General features: G+C 65.4%; 16 protein-coding genes. 3 read left to right on the forward strand and 13 right to left on the reverse strand.

Annotated features, from left to right (window positions below):
• Positions 1 to 6 precede the first annotated feature (6 nt).
• The 9 genes from Q0P52_RS16895 to Q0P52_RS16935 all read right to left on the reverse strand — a co-directional run bounded on the left by Q0P52_RS16895 (position 7) and on the right by Q0P52_RS16935 (position 8594).
• Complete coding sequence (locus Q0P52_RS16895) at positions 7 to 630, reverse strand: glutathione S-transferase family protein (RefSeq protein ID WP_293765692.1); 624 nt, start codon at positions 628 to 630, stop codon at positions 7 to 9.
• A complete protein-coding gene (locus tag Q0P52_RS16900; RefSeq protein ID WP_293765693.1) occupies positions 627 to 1373 on the reverse strand; it encodes an FRG domain-containing protein in 747 nt (248 codons plus the stop codon). Before Q0P52_RS16900 ends, Q0P52_RS16895 begins: the two co-directional genes overlap by 4 nt.
• A complete protein-coding gene (locus Q0P52_RS16905; protein ID WP_293765694.1) occupies positions 1370 to 2836 on the reverse strand; it encodes a sodium/solute symporter in 1467 nt (488 codons plus the stop codon). Before Q0P52_RS16905 ends, Q0P52_RS16900 begins: the two co-directional genes overlap by 4 nt.
• Positions 2833 to 3036, reverse strand: coding sequence for a hypothetical protein (locus tag Q0P52_RS16910; RefSeq protein ID WP_293765695.1), 204 nt, complete (start codon positions 3034 to 3036; stop codon positions 2833 to 2835). The genes Q0P52_RS16905 and Q0P52_RS16910 overlap by 4 nt, the downstream gene beginning before the upstream one ends.
• A gap of 201 nt (positions 3037 to 3237) precedes the next feature.
• Complete coding sequence (locus Q0P52_RS16915) at positions 3238 to 4593, reverse strand: NAD-dependent succinate-semialdehyde dehydrogenase (protein WP_293765696.1); 1356 nt, start codon at positions 4591 to 4593, stop codon at positions 3238 to 3240.
• 423 nt (positions 4594 to 5016) lie between these two features.
• Complete coding sequence (locus Q0P52_RS16920; RefSeq protein WP_293765697.1) at positions 5017 to 5811, reverse strand: LuxR family transcriptional regulator; 795 nt, start codon at positions 5809 to 5811, stop codon at positions 5017 to 5019.
• Positions 5812 to 5997: 186 nt separating this feature from the next.
• The gene (locus Q0P52_RS16925; RefSeq protein WP_293765698.1) at positions 5998 to 6681 is read right to left on the reverse strand and encodes an anaerobic ribonucleoside-triphosphate reductase activating protein; all 684 of its coding nucleotides are present in this window, start codon (positions 6679 to 6681) and stop codon (positions 5998 to 6000) included.
• Complete coding sequence (gene nrdD / locus Q0P52_RS16930; RefSeq protein ID WP_293765699.1) at positions 6674 to 6844, reverse strand: anaerobic ribonucleoside-triphosphate reductase; 171 nt, start codon at positions 6842 to 6844, stop codon at positions 6674 to 6676. Before nrdD ends, Q0P52_RS16925 begins: the two co-directional genes overlap by 8 nt.
• Positions 6845 to 6857: 13 nt before the next feature.
• Positions 6858 to 8594, reverse strand: coding sequence for a ribonucleoside triphosphate reductase (locus Q0P52_RS16935; RefSeq protein ID WP_293765700.1), 1737 nt, complete (start codon positions 8592 to 8594; stop codon positions 6858 to 6860).
• Between the two features lie 748 nt (positions 8595 to 9342).
• On the opposite strand from Q0P52_RS16935, the gene Q0P52_RS16940 reads away from it, so the two are divergent.
• Entirely contained in the window at positions 9343 to 10308 is a 966-nt protein-coding gene (locus Q0P52_RS16940) for a LysR family transcriptional regulator (RefSeq protein WP_293765701.1), read from the forward strand.
• A gap of 69 nt (positions 10309 to 10377) precedes the next feature.
• Here the strand turns inward: Q0P52_RS16940 and Q0P52_RS16945 are convergent, their stop codons facing one another.
• The 4 genes from Q0P52_RS16945 to Q0P52_RS16960 all read right to left on the reverse strand — a co-directional run bounded on the left by Q0P52_RS16945 (position 10378) and on the right by Q0P52_RS16960 (position 13412).
• Positions 10378 to 10812, reverse strand: a complete 435-nt coding sequence (locus Q0P52_RS16945) for an SCP2 sterol-binding domain-containing protein (RefSeq protein WP_293765702.1) — start codon at positions 10810 to 10812, stop codon at positions 10378 to 10380.
• An 11-nt stretch (positions 10813 to 10823) separates the two neighbouring features.
• The gene (locus Q0P52_RS16950) at positions 10824 to 11741 is read right to left on the reverse strand and encodes a U32 family peptidase (RefSeq protein ID WP_293765703.1); all 918 of its coding nucleotides are present in this window, start codon (positions 11739 to 11741) and stop codon (positions 10824 to 10826) included.
• Positions 11742 to 11894: 153 nt separating this feature from the next.
• A complete protein-coding gene (locus Q0P52_RS16955) occupies positions 11895 to 12902 on the reverse strand; it encodes a peptidase U32 family protein (RefSeq protein WP_293765729.1) in 1008 nt (335 codons plus the stop codon).
• Positions 12903 to 13028: 126 nt separating this feature from the next.
• Entirely contained in the window at positions 13029 to 13412 is a 384-nt protein-coding gene (locus Q0P52_RS16960) for a SirB2 family protein (protein WP_293765704.1), read from the reverse strand.
• Positions 13413 to 13510: 98 nt separating this feature from the next.
• On the opposite strand from Q0P52_RS16960, the gene recC reads away from it, so the two are divergent.
• Both recC and recB read left to right on the forward strand, forming a co-directional pair.
• Positions 13511 to 16699 carry an exodeoxyribonuclease V subunit gamma gene (gene recC, locus Q0P52_RS16965; RefSeq protein ID WP_293765705.1) on the forward strand — a complete coding sequence of 1063 codons (3189 nt, stop codon included), beginning with the start codon at positions 13511 to 13513 and terminating at the stop codon, positions 16697 to 16699.
• Positions 16696 to 20265, forward strand: coding sequence for an exodeoxyribonuclease V subunit beta (gene recB, locus Q0P52_RS16970; RefSeq protein ID WP_293765706.1), 3570 nt, complete (start codon positions 16696 to 16698; stop codon positions 20263 to 20265). The genes recC and recB overlap by 4 nt, the downstream gene beginning before the upstream one ends.
• Positions 20266 to 20270 lie beyond the last annotated feature (5 nt).

Consider the following 20270-nt stretch of genomic DNA (forward strand, 5'->3'; position numbering starts at 1 on the left):
CAAGACTCAGTCGGGAATGTCCGGCGACATCAGCTCGTCCGGGTGTTGCCAGCCGGGCAGGGCGGCGATGCGCGCCAGCCAGCTTGCTACGGCCGGCCATTGTGCAATGTCGAGGCCGGCTTCGGCCAACCACCACAAGTAAGCGCTGGCGGACACGTCGGCGATGCTGGCATTGTCGCCGGCCAGCCACTGGCGTTCAGTCAGCGTGGCTTGCAGCGTATCCAGATCGGCGCGGGCGCGGCCTTCCAGCCAGGCCAGCAGCGCCGGCTCGGCCTTGGCGAAGCGCTGGTAAAAGCGCAGGTTGGGGACAGAGAAACCAATGCGATTAGCCTCCCAGCTCAACCATTCGCGGATGTGCTGGCGTTCGCCGCCAATGCCGTCCAGGTGGCCGTAGCTGTCGGCCAGCCATTGCAGGATGGCGTTGGACTGGCACATGGCGGTGCCGTCCGCCACCAGCACCGGCACTTCGCCGAAGCGGCTGACGGCGCGGAAGTCTTCCGGGCGCTCTGCACGCGGCAGGGTGAGATCCACATGCACATAGTCGTGGGAGACATCGGCCAGCATCAGCGCCAGCCGCACCTTGTAGCTGTGGCCGGAGAAACGGTTGCCGTAAAGGGTAAGGGTAGTCATGGGAGCGGTGTTTTCTGTAGTTGTTTGGTGAGCGCTTCGAGCTGCGGGGGCGACAGGCGGGCATGGTCGAAGCCCGCTTGCGCCAGTTCTTCGCTCAATTGTGGCAGAGAAGCGGCTTCCGGGTGGAAGGCCGTCAGTCTGTCGGCAAAGCGTTTTTGTTTTTCCAGCGGCACAAAGCCGCCGGCGGGTTGGTAGAACAGGGTGAAGCTGCCTTGCTGGGCGCGCACGCGGGCGATGTGATCCAGCGGGTGGGGCAGGAACCAGGTTTGCCGAACGGCCAGCGGCTCGCGAAACAGCTTGGCCGAAGCATGACTGACCTGACGGTCCACGCGCAGCAGCCACAGCACCGGCTGCTGATCGGGCTGATGGCGCAAGCGGCCGCTGGCGAAATCATGCAGCGCCATCCACAGCGCCACCTCGGGCGACAGCGTCCAGTCCAGCAGCCGGGTGGGCAGACCGTAGTGCTGACCCAGGGCCAGCCAGTCCAGCGCTTGCCAGCGTTTCAGCGTCTTGGGCGCGTGGTCCAGCGAAACGGGTGCCTGGCGGCGGAAGTCTTGCAGCAGCCGGCTCTCGCGGGCCAGCAAGGACTGCCGGTCGGCGCGGGCAATGCCGGGCAGCAAGGGCCAGTCATGATGCTGGCCGCGAAAATACAGCGTGTGGCCGGCGGGCAGCTCGCGTCGGGCCGTCTCGACATGGCGCAGCCAGCCGGACAGACTGTCAAAGCGCAAGGGGGCGGCGCTCATGAGGCCTTGCCGCCTTGCGAGCCCAGCCAGGCGGCGGCGAAAGCCAGCGGCACCGACAACAGGGCGGGGTTGGCCAGCGGAAACAGCGGGGCGGGATGGCCCAGCACCGCCACCCACACCGCCGGCCCGGCGACGATCAGCGCCAGCGAGGCCAACATGCCGACCAGCCCGCCCAGCAATGCGCCGCGCGCGGTCAGGCCCGGCCAGTACAGCGTCAGCAGCAGGATGGGAAAGTTGGCCGAAGCGGCGATGGCGAAGGCGAGGCCGAAGAGAAAGGCCACGTTCTGATTCTGGAACAGCGTAGACAGCAGCACGGCCAGCAAGCCAAGACCCAACGTGGCCAGGCGCGACACTCGCAACTCCTGGCGGCTGTCGGCGTCGCCGCGCTTGAGCCACACGGCGTAGAAGTCATGACTGACCGCGCTGGCTCCGGCCATGGCAAGGCCGGCCAGCACCGCCAGAATGGTGGCGAAGGCCACTGCCGCCACCAGCCCCTCCAGCCAGGGCCCGCCGAGGAGGCCGGCCAGATGCAAAGCCGCCATATTGCCGCCGCCCAGCAGTTTGCCGGCAGCGTCATGAAAGCGCGCTTCCGGCCCCACCATCACCACCGCGCCATAACCGATGACGATGTTGAGCAGGAAGAAAGCCGCCACCAGCAGCGTAGCCCAGCCGACGGAGCGGCGCGCGGCGCGCGCGTCCGGTACGGTAAAGAAGCGCATCAGGATGTGCGGCAAGCCCAGCAAGCCCAGACTCAGGCCCAGCCCCAACGAGAGGATGTCCCACGCGCCGCCCAGCGCCTTGCTCGGTTGCAGGATGCCCGGCCCGCGTACGGCTTCGGCCGCTTGCAGCAAGGCAGTCAGGCCGCCGGCGCGCCATAGCACGCCGCCCGTCAGCAACAGGCCGCACAACAGCATCAGCGCCGCTTTGAGCATCTGCACCCAACTGGTGGCCAGCATGCCGCCCAGCGATACGTACAGCACCATCAGACCGCCCACGATCAGCACCGCAGGCAAATAGGGCAGGCCGAACAGCAGGCCAAGCAGCTTGCCGGCGCCCACCATCTGCACGATCAGATAAAACAGTGTCACGGTCAGCGAGCCGGCCACCGTCATCAGCCGAACGCCGCGATGCTCGAAGCGGCTGGCCAACACATCGGCCACGGTAAAGCGCCCCAGCGAACGCAGCTTGTCGGCAAACAGCAGCATCAGCAGCGGCCAGCCGGCCAGCGTGCCCACCGCATAGGCCAACGAGTCATAACCCTGTCCCAGATACATGCCGATGGCGCCGAGAAAAGCGGCGGCGGACAGGTAGTCGCCGGCCAGCGCCAGCCCGTTTTGCGCGGCATTCAAGCGCCCGCCGCCGGTGTAGAAAGCGCCGGCGCTGCCGGTGCGGCGCGCGGCCTGACGCGTCAGCCACAGGGTGGCGGCGAGAAAGAGCAGGAAAAACAGCAGGGCGTGGCTCATCGCGGCGCATCCTTGTCGTCGTCGCGCAAGCCCAGCCAGACCGCCAGCGCGGCAAAGAGGGCGATCAGAGCGACAGCGAGCAGCAAGGACAGCGGCCAGCCGCCCAGACGGAAGGCCAGCGCGGACGGGTACCACGCCAGGACGGCGTAGTAGGCGAGAGTGGCCGCGAGAATCAGCGCGGCGGACAGGCGAAGGTGCATGATGGAGAGACTTCTTCGGCAAACCTTGTGATCGGGCGATAAGGCCCGCTAACAAAAAAACAGACCCCGCTTCGCGCTTTCTTGTTGCTCGTCGGGCACCGGCCTGCGCCGGCGGGCCTGGGTTCTGAGTCTTGGCGAGGTGTTGTCAGCGGCTCTGAGCGGGGCCCGGCTGGCCGTTGCCGGCCGGGTCAACAACAGCGTTTATTTCTGCCAGTAGGTTTTCACGTTGACGAATTCATACAGGCCGAACTCCGACAGCTCGCGACCATAGCCGGAGGCTTTCACGCCGCCAAAAGGCAGGCGCAGGTCCGAGCTGGTATGGCGATTGATGAACACGCTGCCCACTTCCAGTTGGCGCGCCAGCGCGCGGCCGCGGGTTTCGTCGGCGGTGTAGATGGATGCGCCAAGGCCAAAGGGAGTGTCGTTGGCCAGCCGGATGGCATCGGCTTCGTCGCGCGCGCGCAGAATGCTGGCCACCGGACCGAATACTTCTTCGTGATAAACGCGACAGGCCGCGCTGACGTGATCCAGCACCGTGGCCGGGTAGAAAAAGCCGGGCGTGGCCGGCATCTGCCCGCCCAGCAGTACCGTTGCGCCGCCATGCACGGCATCCATCACCTGGGCGTGCAGCGCCTCGCGCAGGTCGGCGCGGGTGAGCGGGGCCAGCGTGGCGGCCGGATCGCGCGGGTCGCCCGGCTGCAAGCGGCTGGCCGCTTCTACAAACGCCGCGATGAAGCGATCGGCGATTTCCGGCACCACGATCATGCGCTTGGCCGCATTGCAGCTTTGTCCGGCGTCGCGGAAACGGGAGTTCACCGCTTCTTGCGCGGCGGTGTCCACATCGGCGTCCGCCAGCACAATGAAGGGATTGCTGCCGCCCAGTTCGAGCACGGTTTTTTTCAGGTGCTTGCCAGCCAGGCTGGCGATGACGCGCCCAGTCTGGGTCGAGCCGGTGAAGGCCACCGCGTCGCTGTGGCGGATGGCTTCTTCTACTTGCTCGTGATCGATCCAGGCCACGTCCAGACAGTCCAGCCCGGCCGTGCGCACCAACTCCAGCAACAACTGGGTGCACTGCGGCACCGAAGGTGCGGGCTTCACCAGACAGGCATTGCCGGCCATCAGTGCCGGCACGGCAAAGCGCAGCACTTGCCAGATTGGGTAGTTCCAAGGCATTACCGCCAGCACACAGCCCAGGGGCTCGAAGGAGACGCCGCTGTCGCTCGCCTGGGTGGCGATGGCTTGCGGGGCCAGCAGGCTGGGGGCCAGATCGGCGTAGTAACGGATCAGTTGCGCGGATTTGTCGATTTCCGCCAGGCATTCTGCGGTGCGCTTGCCCACCTCCAGCGTCACCAGCGCCGCCAGCGCTTCGCGTTCCGCCTCCAGTCCTTCGGCCAACCTCAGCAGCTGGCCGGCGCGTTCGTGAATATCGAGCGCTGCCCAACGGCGCTGCGCCTGACGCAAGGCGGCGAGACAGTCGGCAAATCGGGGTTCCGGCCAGGCCGGGCGGGTGAACACCACCTCGGCGGTGGCGGGATTGCAGCTGGTAAAGGCGGTCATGGCCGGACAAGAGCGTGGGACGGTAAAGATGTTCGACTGTAACAAAAAAGCCCGGTGACGGGCAGGGCAAGCTCGCGTTCAGGCGCTGCTTGGGGTCGGATGCCCACGGGGGTGGACAGCGCTTCGTGCTTGCCGGTTGCGCAGCGGACGATGCTTGGGAGCGCATCCATGAACAAAACCGCCTTGGGGCCGGCATCTTTCCTTGCCTGCGCAGGGCAAACGGATCATCCATCCGGGCAGGCATTGGCTGGGGGGATGGCGCAAAAAAAGCGGGCCCGGAGAGGAGCCCGCCAGAGAGGGGGGCAGTTGCCGCCGAAGCGGTCTGCTAAGTCGATCTGCCTCTTTGCTGGCTGTGAGTACGCTGCAAAGAGGGGCATTATTTCATCGGATCGACAGGCTTCCTACTGGCAGGGCTGGCAGTTGTCAGGCCTCCGCCAGCGGCTGGGTAAAAATGCCTCGGTGCAGGCCCAGAACGATGGCGTGAGTGCGATTGTTGGCGCCCAGCTTGCGGATGATGTTGGCCACGTGGAATTTGGCCGTGCGTTCGCTGATGCCGAGAATGGTGGCGATTTCCCAGTTGGTCTTGCCCTGGCTCATCCAGTGGAAGATGTCGTATTCCCGCTGCGACAGCGGCAGTGTCTCCGGCAGGGCGGGAGCAAGGTTGGCCACCCGCGCGGCAGCCTTGTGCAAGTGCGGCAGCAGGCTGTCCACCATGTCGATCAGTTGCAGGTCGCGCGTGATGTCCTGGCCCGCCATCACCAGTACGCAGGCGATGTTGAGCCGTTCGCAAAGATGGCTCAGCGTGACGCCGTGCTCGAAGCCCTGCTGTCGCACCGCTTCGATGAATTCTTTTTCCTGCCGGGCGCGCGAGCGCACGAAACGCTCTTGCCAGTTGATGGGGCCGCGCCCCATGACCGAGCGCATGACCGGGTCGTTGCCCTGCATGCGCTCTTCCTGATAGCGCTCCACCCAGGCCGGCGGGAAGCTGATGTTGAGCACCATTTCCATGCGATGGATGCATTGCTGGGCGTTGAGGCGCGCCAGTACCAGCGCCATGTGACGGACGGGCAGTTGCGATTGCAGGTATTCGAGAAAGACGCGCAGTTCGTTGCCGGTGTCGATCTGGCCGCAGGTGTGAATCCAGTCCAGCAGCGAGCACTGGCGCGGCAGCGGCAGGCTTCCCGGCAGAGGGCGGGCGAATTGGGGTTTACCGAGCATGATGTAAGCCTTCGCGGTGGGTTGACGAATGCGCCTGCCGGTAGCCGTGGACGGTGGGTGATGCTCGGCGACCGACGGGCAGGAGGTACCTGCCCGCAGTCTAGGGAGCGGCCCGTTCTTGAAGCCAGTGCCGCCAAGGGGAATCAGTCTTTTATCGGGTTGATTAAAGATATTTCTGAGCTGTGCTCAGGCGGCACGCAGCGAAAAAGCCTCAAACAGCCGTTCGGCCTGTTGTAAAAGGAGCGAGCCGGGCCAGTCTGCCGGGGCGGCTGGCCATGGCTTCGGCAAACGCGCGGTTTGCCAGTGGTAGTGTTTTACGCCCAGCGCCGCCAGCTCGGCGGCAAGAGCGGCCAGCGCGGTCTCGTCGTGCCAGGCGGGGTGCAGCGTAGTGCGGCATTCGAACTCGATGCCGGACGTCAGCAGGATATCCAGGCTGCGGCGTACCGGCTCGCCGCTGCGGGGTACGCCCGTGACGGTGTGGTAATCGTCGAAGGCGGTCTTGATGTCCAGTCCTACCCAGTCCAGCCAGGGCAGTGCGCGTTGCAGGCGGTCGGGATAGGCGCCGCCTGTGTGCAGCCCGGTGGCAAAGCCCATTTCGCGCAAGGCTTGCAGCAGCTCAGGCAGCGCGGGGTCGGCCAGCGGCTCGCCGCCAGATACCACTACGCCATCCAGGAAGGCGGTGCGCGCCGCCAGCCTCTCTGCCAGCGCGAGCCAGCCGCCCGGCGGCTGAGAGGCGCTTTGCAGGTGAGCGTTGTGGCAGTAAGCGCAGCGCCAAGGGCAGCCGGCGAGGAATAGCACGGCGGCGAGGCGGCCGGGCCAGTCGCAGCTGGAGCAGGGTTCCCAGCCGGCAATGCGGGCGCGCTCAGGCATCGGCGGGCTCGATGAAGTGCAACCGTTCGTTGAATTCGCCCTGCTTGCCGGTGTTGAAGGCGGTCACCGGGCGGTGATAGCCCATGACTCGGGTCCAGATTTCGCAGCGGGTGCGCAGCGATTCCGGCAGTTGTTCGGCCTTGTTGGGCGCGCGGTCGTTCATATTGTGTTTCCTTTCATGATGCGGAGGGAGTATTGGCCTGCAGCCGGGCCAGTTGCTCGGCGTCGCAGACGGGACAGAATTCGTGCCGGCCTTTCAGGTAACCGTGAGTCGGGCAAATGGAGAAAGTCGGCGTCAGGGTGATGTAGGGCAGCCGGAAGCCGGACAGCGCCCGCTGCACCAGCTTGCGGCAGGCCTCGGCGCTGCTGACCGCCTCGGTGAGATACAGGTGCAGCACGGTGCCGCCGGTGTAACGGCGCTGCAGATCCTCCTGCCGGCTCAAGGCTTCGAAGGGGTCGTCGGTAAAGCCCACCGGCAGCTGGCTTGAGTTGGTGTAGTAGGGTTGCTGCGGGGTGCCGGCCTGCAGGATGCCGGGAAAGCGCTTACGGTCTTCTCGCGCGAAGCGGTAGGTGGTGCCTTCCGCCGGTGTGGCCTCCAGGTTGTACATGTGGCCGGTTTCCTGCTGGAACATCGCCAGCCGCGCGCGGATGTGATCCAGCAGACGCACCGCCATGGCATGGCCGGCATCGGCCGTGATGTCGAAGGCGTCGCGGCTGAAGTTGCGGATCATCTCGTTGACGCCGTTGACGCCGATGGTGGAGAAGTGATTGCGCAAACTGCCGAGGAAATGTTTGCTGTAGGGGTAGAGACCGTTGTCCATATTGCGCTGTACGGTTTCGCGGCGCTTTTCCAGCACGTCGCTCGCCAGCTCCAGCAAGCGGTCGGTTTCGGCCAACAGCGCGGCCTCGTCGCCGGCAAAGCGGTAGCCAAGCCGGGCGCAATTGAGCGTCACCACGCCGATGGAGCCGGTTTGTTCGGCGCTGCCGAACAGGCCGTTGCCGCGCTTGAGCAGTTCGCGCAGATCCAGCTGCAGCCGGCAGCACATGCTGCGCACCATCTGCGGCTCCAGATCGGAGTTAACAAAGTTCTGGAAATACGGCAGGCCGTAGCGCGCGGTCATTTCAAACAGCAGGTCGGTGTTTTCGCCGTACCAGTCGAAATCCTTGGTGATGTTGTAAGTGGGAATGGGAAAAGTGAAGGCGCGGCCCAGCGCGTCGCCCTCCAGCATCACTTCCATGTAGGCGCGGTTGATCATCGCCATTTCCGCAACGCAGTCGCCGTAGCGGAAGGGCATTTCTTCGCCGCCTATCACCGGGATCTGGCCGGCGACGTCTTCCGGGCAGGTCCAGTCGAAAGTGAGGTTGGTGAACGGCGTCTGCGTGCCCCAGCGGCTGGGTACATTGAGGTTGTAGATCAGCTCTTGCACGCATTGGCGCACCTGGGGGTAATCCAGTTTGTCCTTGCGGATGAAGGGGGCGAGGTAGGTATCGAAAGAACTGAAGGCTTGAGCGCCGGCCCACTCGTTCTGCAGGGTGCCGAGGAAGTTGACGATCTGCCCGCATGCGCTGGACAGATGGCGCGGGGGACGCGACTCCACTTTGCCCGGCACGCCGTTGAAGCCGTTCTGCAACAGTGTGCGCAGCGACCAGCCCGCGCAGTAGCCGGACAGCATGTCCAGATCGTGAATGTGCAGGTCGCCCTCGCGATGGGCAACGGCGGCGGCTTCGGAGAAGATGCTTTCCAGCCAGTAATTGGCCGTGAGCTTGCCGGCCATGTTGAGAATCATGCCGCCCAGGCTGTAGCCCTGATTGGCATTGGCATTGACGCGCCAGTCTGCGCGGGAGAGGTATTCGTGCAGGGTGGCAACGGCGTCCACCATGGCGCCAGGGCGATTGTGTGGTAGCGGGGTCATATTTACATATTGTGCTGTTTTGTATGTTTTGCACTATATGTTGTGTTTTTTCTGTTGTCTCAGTGGGCTGGCGTTTGCTTGATGCGGATCAAGCCCAGCGTACGGCATCGGCGTCGGCCGGGCAGACGCGGGGCCATGCCGGCGACAGAACACTTGTGCCTGATCATGGAAACGGCAAGCAGCTTAAAGAAACCCTTTCATTTCCAGTGGCTTTGTCCAATATTAAGCAGTAGGTCGCAAAAGGTTGATTACACTCTGTTAAGGATGTTCCGGGATGAAACAGTGCGCCGACAGGCAGCTCCTGCAGGACAGATCGACAGAACGACCGGGGTTTTCTGGGTGGAAACATGTTTGCCGGATGAGAGTGGTTTGCCACTTCGGCAGGGCGGAAAACAGTCGGCAACGGCAATTTTATGGTAAGGACGACGAGAGACGGGCATACTCTCATCTGCCGGATTTTGTGTTATGTCATGTAAATAAAACCACGACGATGGATTATCCGGCTGGCGAGACGACAGCCTGCCGGCGCGACGGACGACACGTGTCGCTGGGGGCGGAAACCAACGCATGGCCGCCGCCGTAAAGCGTCCGATGCGGACATCGCTTCTACACCGGGTTGTTTTGTTGTACGATTTTTAAACAAGAACTACTTAATAATGATGTTGGCAAGTTCGATGCCCGGAGCGGGGAACAGCCGTCTGACGGACCCGGGCCCGGATTGTGATGCCAACCATGGAACGTCTCAGCTATGGATACCCTGAAAGCGCTCATGGTCTTCATGACCACCGCCGAGAATGGCAGTTTCTCGGACGCAGCACGAAAACTCGGCGTTTCTCCCGCCGCCATCAGCCAGAGCATCGCCCGGCTGGAGCAGGAGCTGGAGGTACGTCTCTTCAACCGCACCACGCGTCAGCTTACCCTGACCGAAGACGGGCGGCGTTTCTACGCGCAGTGCCGTGGCCCGGTCAACAACCTGGATTCGGCCATCAACCAGCTGAAGGCGAGCCGGGACGAACCGGCCGGCCATTTGCGGGTGAGCATGCCCAACTCTTTTGGCCGACGCTTCATTCTCCCCATCATGGGCGAGTTCTGCGAGCGTTATCCAAAGGTGCGGGTGTTCTTCGGCCTGGACGACCACTTCAGCGATCTGATTGAAGACGGTTACGACGTGGGCGTGCGCATCGGCATGATGCCGGACAGCCGCATGGTGGCGCGCAATCTGGCGCAGATTCCACAATACGTGGTGGCTTCGCCGGCTTACTGGGATACCCACGGCCGGCCGACCACCACCGAAGAATTGAGCAATCACGATTGCATCAACTTCCAGTTTCCCACCTCCGGCCGCTTGTACAAGTGGGAGTTCGATCGCCACGGCGAGCGGATTCCGCTGGAAGTCACCGGCACTTACACCCTCAATGAGATGGAAGCGGTGTGCGAACTGGCCCGTCTGGGCATGGGCGTGGCGCAACTGCCGGGTCATGAGGTGGTGCATTACATCCGCAGCGGCGAGCTGGAGCCGGTATTGACCGACGTGGTGTCGCTGGAGCGTTCCATTTACATCTGCTTCCCGCATCGCGACCACATCGCGCCGCGCACGCGCGTGTTTGTGGATTACGTGGTGGAAAAACTGGCGGACCATCCGGACATCATGGCGGACCTGCCGGGCCTGGATCTCAGCGCCAAGCGGAAGGCGGCGGCGCAGAACGCGCTGTAAGCGGTTTGTCCCGCCAAGCAAAAAGCCCGGCTTATGCCGGGCTTTTTGCTTGCAGCCGCGCCGTGAGGATCAGGCCGCCATGAAGCGCGACAGCGGCGTGCTGCTCCAGTCCACGCTGTCCAGCAGGTTCTTCACGATCAGGCCCAGCTCGGTGTCGCCCTCGATGATCAGCTTGCGATTGAAGAACAGCGTGTCAGGGTCTTCCTCGCGCAGCATCATGCGGGCAAAGTCGGCCAGGTTGGCCGAAAGGCGCAAGTCGGGCTCGCCGGCGGCCTTGTCGACGGCGAAGCGCTGTTCGTCCGCGGTGAAATGCAGACTCATGCCGGCGTCGAGGATGCGCACTTCAAAGCGGCGGCCGGCCAGCAGACTCATGTCGGCCGGCAATACCTCGCGTTCCTTCAGCTGATTGAGCGTGGTCACCAGCGCCCAGGCGGGCGGGGTGGCCGGCAGTTTGCCCAGCAAGGCGGCAAGGGTCGGGGGCAGAGTGAGATCGGGTACTCGCATGGCGGGCTTTCTCAAAGTTGCGGGGCGATGCCGGCTTCGCCGCGCCAGTAGCCGTCTACCAATTGGCTGGCGCTGAAGTCTTGCATCGGCGTAGGGCGGATGTCGCCGTCGGCATTGAGCTGGTCGATGGCGTCGCGCCAGCGGGAAACGATGTCGGCGCTGTGTTCCCACTGTGGGCTGATGCGCACGGCGCGCACGCCCAGATCGCGGATGTCCGCCAGGTGCGGCAGCAGGCTGTGGCAGCCGTCGGACAGCGTCTGGATGCCGTTGATGGTGAGGAAGTCCTGCTGTTCCCGCGTGCGCAGGCGCAGGCCGTCCGGGTGCTCCAGGCAGCGGAACTGGCAGTCGTCCTTGGACAGATTGTAGTAACGGGCGGTGAAGCAGCGCGCCGACAAAGCCAGCGGCAGTTTGCCCCAGCCGAACAGCTCGGTTTCAATGTCGCAGCCTTGTTGCGCGGCTTCGCGCAGCACGGCGGTCAGCGTGGCGCGGTCCATCTCCACCGGCGGCACCCAGCGGGCGGCACCCAGTTGCTGCAGCACCGCCAGTGTGTCGGCGTTGTAGATGTTCATGAAGGGCCCGGCGACAAAGGGCAACTTGTGCTGGCGCGCCAGTCGCGCCGCGCCCATATCGTTGGCTTCCAGTGTTACTCGGCCGTTTTCCACCAGCTTGCGCAGGCGACGCAGGTCCGATTCGCTTTCCAGCAGCGCCTGGCTGGACAAGGCGACTTGCTTGCCGGCGTCGGCCAGATCATTGGCCAGCGAGATCCAGTCCTGGGTGCGCAATTGCTGGCGGCGCGAACACACCACTTCGCCCAGATAAATACGATCCAGCGGCCAGGCGGCGGCTTCGCTGTAGAAACGGTAGATGTCGTCGCGGGACCAGAAAAACAGCACCGGGCCCAGCGTCAGTTCGATTGCGGCGGTAGTCATCAAAGCCTCGACGAATGAGGCCGGCGGCGGCCTGCCTCGAATTTGGCGCCCACCTCGCTCCCCTTGGCGGAGCGGCCTTGTCGGGCAAGGAGGGTGGATGCGGGTTCAGTGAAAACAGCGCCGGGCCGGCTTGGGTGGCCGGCCCGCGCCGGTTTATTTCCAGGGGCGGTTGTACGCGCCCAGCGTCTGTTGCTGGCCTTCGGCCAACCTTGACAGCGATTGCACCCAGCCGGGTTTTACCGAGAAACGGGAGGGTTCGCGCGCCGCCTGATCCAGCGCTTCGCGCAGCGTGCGCGTCACCTGGGCCACATAGGCCGGACTGCGCTGGCGGCCTTCCACCTTGATGGCGGCCACGCCGATGTCGATGATCTGCGGCAGCATGGCGATGACGTTGAGGCTGGTAGGTTCTTCCAGCGCGTAGTAGGTGTCGCCTTCCACATCAAAACGTCCCTTGCACAGCGTGGGGTAGCCGGCCGGTTCGTCCTTGGCGTATTCATCGATGAGGATGCCGTTGAGCCGTGCGCCCAAGGCCTGCTCGCCCTGTTCCCAGCGCACAAAGCGCGCCGGCGAGCACACGCCGTGGGTATTGGGCGATTGGCCAGTGGCGTAGCTGGACAGCAGGCAGCGGCCTTCCACCATCACGCACAGGCTGCCAAAGCCGAATACTTCGATTTCCACCGCCGTGTGATCGATGACGTGACGCACCTGATCCAATGTCAGCACGCGCGGCAGCACCGCCCGGCGCACGCCGAACAATTCTTGCGCCAGATTGATGGCTTCGTAGTTGGTGGCCGAGCCCTGTACCGACAAGTGCAGACGCAGATCGGGGTGGTGGCGGCAGGCATAGGCCATCAGGCCGGGGTCGGCCAGGATGACCGCGTCCACGCCCAGATCCGCGCCTTCGTCCACGGCGCGTTGCCAGCGGCTGATGTCGCCGCCTTGCGCGTAGGTGTTGATCGCCAGCAGCACTTTGCGGCCGCGGTCGCGCGCGTAGCGTATGCCTTCGCGGGCGGTTTTGTCGTCGAAGTTGAGCCCGGCGAAATTGCGGGCGTTGGTGTCGTTCTTCAGGCCGAGATAAACAGTGTCGGCGCCGTTGTCTACGGCGGCCTTGAGGGCAGGCAGGCTGCCAGCCGGGCATACCAGCTCCGGCAGGGCGCGGATGGCATTCATGATGGCGCGAGGTCTGTCAGGAAAACCGGCAGACAGTAGCAGAGCCCCGCGGCGGGGGATTTGTTCTGCGTCAAGCATCCGGGGGCGCGGCCGGGCGGGCGTCGCGTCCCCGGCCGCTCAGAACGGCACCACCATCTTGGTTTTGGCCACCAGCACGATGTAGCCGGCCACAATCAGCGCCAGCGACAGGGCCACCGCGCGAATCTGCCGGGTCTTGCCGCGCTTGAGCGCCACCGTACCCAGTACGATATACAGCAGCAGGCCGATGATCTTGGCCAGAATCCACGGCGAGTGCAGCACCGGCCAGCCGCCCATCACCACCAGCGTTACCGCCAGCGCCAAGAGCAGGCTGTCGATCACATGCGGCAGGATGCGCACCGGCCAGGAGGCGAGCAGAGCATGGCGCTCGCCCAGCATCATGCCGCCGCGCGCGGCGAACAGCAGAATCGATAGATAGGCCATGCCCATGTGGGCGTGCTTGAGAATGAGGTAGGGGTACATCGGGCGAGCGTCCTGTCAGGGTTATGCCTGTCGCATGGCTGCGACGGCGCAAAGCGTAATGGTACACTGACGCGTCTTCTCCTCATTGTGTTCCCGCCATGCTTTTTCTTTACCAGTCCAACCGGCTGGAGCAGCTGGGCGAACTGTTCGCCGGCATGCTGCGCGCCGCGCCGCTGGCCAGCCCGTTCGCCGCCGAAACCGTCATCGTGCAGAGCCGGGGCATGGGCCGCTGGATGACGCTGGATCTGGCGAAGAAAAACGGCATTGCCGCCAATATCGACTTCGTACTGCCGGCGGCTTTTGCCTGGCGGCTGATGCAGCGGGTGATGCCGGGTTTGCCGAAGAAATCCTCGTTTTCACCGGAAGTGCTGGCTTGGCGGCTGATGGCCATCCTGCCGGGGCTGGAGGGGGAGGTGTTTGCGCCCTTGACCCGTTACGCCGGCAAGAGCGAAGCCGCTTGTTTCGAGCTGGCCGGCAAGGTGGCCGACATCTACGACCAGTATCTGGTGTTCCGGCCGGAATGGATTCGCGCCTGGGAGGCGGGGCTGCTGCTGGGTCTGGGCGAGGATGAGGCCTGGCAGGCGGCCTTGTGGCGGAGGCTGGCGGACAGCGATCCAGGCCGCCACCGGGTGCGCATGCTGGACGAGTTCTTCGGCCAACTGCGCGCCGAGCATCTGCCGGAGCGCATCACCCTGTTCGGCATCGCCAGTCTGGCGCCTATGTACCTGGCGCTGGTCAAGCGGCTGGCCGAGCTTACCGATGTCTGCCTGTTTACCCTCAACCCCTGCGAAGCCTACTGGGGCGATATCGTCGATGCCCGTCGCAAGCTGAAACTGCAGCAGAAGGGCGATCTGTTCGCCACCGAAGGCCACCCCTTGCTGGCCTCGCTGGGCAAGCAGGGACGGGACTTTTTCGAGCTGATTGCCGAAGACGGCGACATGGATGCCGTGCCCTTGTTCGAGCCGCCACAAGGCGACAGCCTGCTCTCGCGCCTGCAGCGCGAGATCCTGCAGCTGGACGAACCGGGCCAGCCGCCCGCGCCGCTTGCGGCGGGCGACGCCTCGGTGGAAATGCATGCCGCGCATGGGCCGATGCGCGAGCTGGAAGTATTGAAAGACCGCCTGCTGGCCATGCTGCGCGACGACCCCACGCTAAACCCGGCCGACATTGCCGTGCTGACGCCGGACATCAACAGCTACGCGCCTTATATCGACGCCGTGTTCGGCCAGCGCGACGACGCGCCCAACTTGCCCTACGCCATTGCCGACCGCCGCATCGAGCGCGAAGAACCGTTGCTGGCCGGCTTCATCGATATCCTGCAGTTGATGGATTCCCGTTTTCCCGCCGACGCGGTACTGGCTTTGCTCGACAGCCCGGCCTTGTTGCGGCGCTTCGGTCTGGAGGAGGACGATCTTCCCTTCATTCAGGACTGGGTGCGGCAAAGCGGCATCCGCTGGGGCCGCCACGCGCGCCACAAGGCGGCGCTGGGCCTGCCGGCCGACCCGGCTTATACCTGGCGCTGGGGACTGGATCGCCTGCTGCTGGGCGCGATTTTGCCGCCTGCGCTGGCGGGCGATGGCAGCGGCCTGTTTGCCGGCCTGCTGCCCAGCGAGGGCGCCAGCGGCCAGTTGAGCGAGGCGCTGGCCCGCTTTGCCAGGCTGTTTGAGGTGCTGGATGCGCTGGCCGAAGAATGGCAGCAGCCCGCCTCCCCCGCTGCATGGGCCGAGCGTCTGCTGGCCGCCCAGCAAGCCTTGCTGGAGCCGGATGAAGAGGACGCGCGGGCGCTGGAAGTGCTGCGCGATGCGCTGGACGGCCTGCGCGACGATGCCGCGATGGCGGGGTTTGCCGAAGCGGTAAGCCTGCCGGTGGCGCGGGATTGGCTGGTGCGCCAGCTGACCGTGGCCTCGCCTGGCGGTTTTCTCGCCGGCGGCGTCACCTTCTGCGCCATGGTGCCGATGCGCTCCATTCCTTTCCGCGTGCTGTGCCTGATCGGCATGAACGACGGGGCCTACCCGCGCGACGAACGCCCGGTGAGTTTCGACCTGGTGGCGCGTCACCCCAAACGCGGCGACCGCTCGCGCCGCTTTGACGACCGCTACCTGTTTCTGGAAGCCATCCTCTCCGCCCGCCAGCGCCTGTACCTGTCCTGGGTAGGGCTGTCCGCCCGCACCAACGAGCACCTGCCGCCCTCGCCGTTGGTGGCGGAGCTGCAAGACATTTTCAAGACCATGTGCGGCTCGCCGCCGGCGCTGCTGACCCGGCATCCCTTGCAACCCTTCTCGCCGCGCTGCTACGACGGCGCATCGCCCGCGCTGGCCAGCTTCGAGCCCGCTTTTGCCGAGGCGCTGGCGCAGCCGCCGGCCCAGCCGCGCCCCTTTGTCGCGCCTTTGCCCGAGCGCGCCGCGCCCACGGTGCTGCATGTGAACGACTTCATCCGCTTCTGGAAAAACCCGGCGCGCGCCTGGTTGGCCGAGCGGCTGGCGGTGCGCCTGGCCGGGCAGGAAGAAGACGTGCCGGTGCGCGAACCCTTCAGCGTGGATCGCGATGTCAGTCGCCAGCTGCGCCAGTCGCTGGTGGAGAGCCTGCTGGCCGGCAAGCCGCTGACCCCTGTCAAGGAAAAGCTGGGCGCGGCGGGATTGTTGCCGCCGTCCGCCTTGGGGCAGGCCTGGCTGGAGGGCGAGGCCGATGCCAGCGCCCGCCTGGCACGCCGCTTGCCGGCGGTGCTGACGCAGGCGGTGCTGCCACCCCAGCCGCTGCACCTGCCGTTTGCACAACTGGCCTTGGCCGGCGAGCTGGACGGCTTGCGGCCAGAAGGGCAGATTCGCCTCGTCATCGGCAAGATGAACGCCGCTGAGCGGGTGGATTGGTGGTTGCGGCACTTGCTGCTGTGCGCGGCGCGGCCGGCCGGCGTCGCTTGCCGTTCCGAACTACACGACGATCTGGGCGGCTGGCTGCTGGAAGACCAGGCGCTGGCGCGCGAACTGCTGGAGCCCTGGGTGCTTTACTGGCGGCAAGGCCAGCAACAGCCGCTGCCTTTCTTTGGCCGCACCAGCTGGGCTTACGCCGAAGCGCTGGCCAAGGATGAAGACCATCCCGACAAGGCGATGGACGCGGCTCTGGCCAAATGGGCGCCGGCCTTTGTGGCCGACTTTGCCATGCCGCAGCGCGACGAGCCGGTGAACCGGCTGGTGTTCCGGCATCTGGAGCCCTTGTCCGACCCTTTGTTCGCCATGTTGGCCGAAGCGCTGCTGCTGCCGCTGGCCCGTCTTTTGGGAGAGCAGTCATGAGTTTGCGGGCGCTGGACGCGCTGCACTGCCCGCTGTCGGGCGTCAACCTGATCGAGGCTTCCGCCGGCACCGGCAAAACCTGGACTATTGAAGCGCTGTATGTGCGCCTGTTGCTGGAAGAACGCGACGGCCCGCCGCCGGGTGTCGATCAGTTGCTGGTGGTCACCTACACCAAGGCCGCCACGGCAGAGCTGCGCGATCGCTTGCGCGCGCGGCTGGCCAGTTTGCTGGCGGTGATGCGCGGCGCGGACAGCGCGGACGACTTCCTGCTGGCCATGGCCGGGCGCTTTCCGCCGGGGCCGGCGCGCGAGCTGGCGATACAGCGGCTGCTGGCGGCCGTTACCGGCTTCGACGCCGCCGCCATCTACACCATTCACGGCTTTTGCCAGCGCGTGCTGACCGACGCCGCTTTTGAAAGCGGGCAGACCTTCACTGCAGAACTGGTGAGCGACGATGATCGCCTGCTGGTGGAGGTGGCCGATGATTTCTGGCGCCGACGCGTGCTGGACGACGCCTTCCTCGCCCAGGTATTGGCGGAATCCGGCGACACGCCGGAAGTCTGGCTGGCGGAGGTCAAACCCTGGTTGTCCAAGCCCTACCTGGATTTGCGCCGCCCGCCGCCTGGCGAGCTGACCCGGGCCCGCGCCGAGGCGGAGCAGGCTTGGCGCGCGCTGGCGGCCGATGCCGACGCGCTGACAGCAGGCCTTGAGCTGCTGCTGGCCGCCGAAGGTTTCAAGGCCACCAGCCACAGCCCGGCGCAACTGGCGCGCGCCGCAGACGCCTTGAGCGCGCTGTGCCAGCCGGGCGGCGGATTGCCGCCGCTGGGGCCGGATGTGGTCAAGCTCTTGGGCAAACTCACGCCGGACGGCCTGGCGCGGGGCATGAAAAAGGGCTTTGCCGCGCCGGCGCACGCCTTGTTTGAGCGCGTAGCAAGCTTTCTTGCCGCCTGGGACGATTACCGCGCGGCACTGGCGCTGTCGGTGGCCGGCATGAAGCTGGAACTGATCGACTGGATCAACAGCGAGATGATGCGCCGCCGTGCGGAAGAACGCGTGCGCGGCTTTGACGATTTGCTGACCGATCTGGGCGCGGCGCTGAAACATCCCGAGCTGGGGCCCAGCCTCGCGGCGGCCGTGTCGCGCCAGTTTCATGCGGCGCTGATCGACGAATTCCAGGATACCGACCCCATCCAGTACGAAATCTTCCGCGACTGCTTTGTTCTGCAAGATCGCACCGTGTTTCTGGTGGGCGACCCCAAACAGGCCATTTACAGCTTTCGCGGCGCGGACATCTTCACTTATCTGTCCGCGGCCAAGGACGCGCCCACACAGTACTCGCTGGATACCAACCGGCGCTCCGACGCGCCCTTGGTGTCGGCGGTCAACCGCCTGTTCAATCGCGCCTCTCCCTTCCTGCTCAGCGACATCCAGTACCTGCCGGTGCACGCCGCGCCCAGCTCCGGCCAGACGCTGAGCGTGGCGGATGACGACGCGCCGTTCACCGTGCTGGCGGGCGAGCTGGACGGCGACAAGCCGAGCAGCAAGGAACTGGCTGCCGGATGGTCGGCCAAGGCCAGCGCCGCCGAGATCGCCCGCTTGCTGGCGCTGGCCGGGCAAGGCCAGGCCACGCTGTCCGGGCCGCAAGGCGAGCGGCCGCTCAACGGCGGCGACATCGCGGTGCTGGTGTCCACCCACCGGCAGGGAGACCGAGTGCGCGAAGCACTGGCGGCGCTGAACGTGCCCAGCGTGTCGCTGACGCAGGCTAGCGTGTTTGCCAGCGATGAAGCGGCCGATCTTCTCGCCGTGCTGCGCGCCTGGGCCGAGCCTGCCAGCGAATCGCGGCTGCGGGCCGCGCTGGTGACTGAACTATGCGGACTGGACGCTGCGGGGCTGTTGGCCGAAGTGGAAGACGAAACACGCTGGGAAGCGCGGCTGTCGGCCAATCAGCAAGATCACCAACGCTGGCTGGAAAAAGGCTTCATGGCCGCCTGGCGGCAGTTTTTCGCGCGAGAAAAACTGGCCTTGCGCCTGCTGCCGCTGCCGGATGGCGAGCGCCGGCTGACCAATCTTTCCCATCTGGCAGAACTGCTGCAAAAGGAAAGCGACAGCCGGCGCGGCATGGCGCCGCTGCTGGCCTGGTTCGAAGCGCAAGTGGCCAGCCCGCCCGGCGGCGAAGAGGCGGTGCTGAGGCTGGAAAGCGATGCGCGCCTGGTGAAGATCGTCACCATTCATACGTCCAAGGGTCTGCAATACCCGGTGGTGTTCTGTCCCTTCCTGTGGGATGGCGCGCTGGAACGGCGCGGCACCGCCTTCTGGCGTTATCGCGAAGCGGGCCAGCCCCGTCTCGCGCCGGATTTGCTGGCCGACGATGCCGTGCGAGAGCAAGCCGCCGGTGAAACGCTGGCGGAAAAACTGCGCCTGCTCTACGTGGCGCTGACGCGCGCCCAGCACAGGCAGTACCTGTGTTGGAGCCGGGTGAAAGACATGCAGACCGCCGCGCTCTCCTGGCTGCTGCATGGCCGCGACTGCGCGGGCCTGGCCGATTTGCGCGAGCTGGAGCTGGCCGCCGAACGCATCAGGGCGGATCTGGCCGCGCTGGCCGGCACGGATCTGGCCGTGCGCGATGCGCTGGCGGGCGCTGCGCCCTTGCCGGCGGAGGCCGCCGACCACGCCGTGCTGGCCGCGCAGACGCTCAAGCGCTCGCTCTACACCCCGTGGCGGGTGACCAGCTTTACCTCGCTGGCGCACGGAGCGGGGTCAAGGTTGGCCGAAAGGCCGGACCATGATGCCCTGCCGACGCCGGCCGCGCCGGACGCCCTGGAAAAAGCCATCGACGCGCCGCCGCCGGACAGCCCCTTCGCCTTTCCGCGCGGATCGCGCGCCGGTACCTGCCTGCACGCCATTTTTGAAAATATTGACTTCACCACGCCGGAAGCAACGTGGACGCCGCTGGCGGCGCAACAGTTGTCCCGGCACGGCTTTGACGAGGCGTGGCTGCCATCCGCAGTCGCGCTGGTTCGGCAAACCCTGCAGGCAGAGCTGGACCCCGGGGTGCGGCTGGCCGACGTGCCGCCCGCGCGGCGACTGGTGGAGCTGGAATTCACCCTGCCCCTGGGCAAATTTGCCGTGGAGCGCCTGATTGCCGTGCTGAGCGCGCCGGAACACGGCTTGGCCGCGCCCTTGCGCGCTGCGGCGCAGCGGCTGGATTTCCACACCGTCAACGGTTATCTGAAAGGCTTTGTCGATCTGGTGTTTGAATCCGGCGGACGTTTTTATCTGGTGGATTACAAATCCAATTATCTGGGCGATCAGCCCGAGGACTACCTGCCGGACAGTCTGGCGCAATCCATAGCACAAGAGCATTATTACCTGCAGTATTTGCTGTACTGCGTGGCGCTCAAACGCTATCTCGCCAGCCGCGGACTGGATTACGCCTACTGCTTCGGCGGCGTGCGTTATCTCTATCTGAGGGGCATGGGCCGGCCCGGCTGCGGCGTGTGGGCCGACCAGCCCGCCGCCGCGTTGCTGACGGCGCTAGAGGCCGCGCTGATCAGTTACCCTGCCTGATACCG

It is taken from the genome of uncultured Aquitalea sp., assembly GCF_945957525.1.
GTDB lineage: Bacteria > Pseudomonadota > Gammaproteobacteria > Burkholderiales > Chromobacteriaceae > Aquitalea.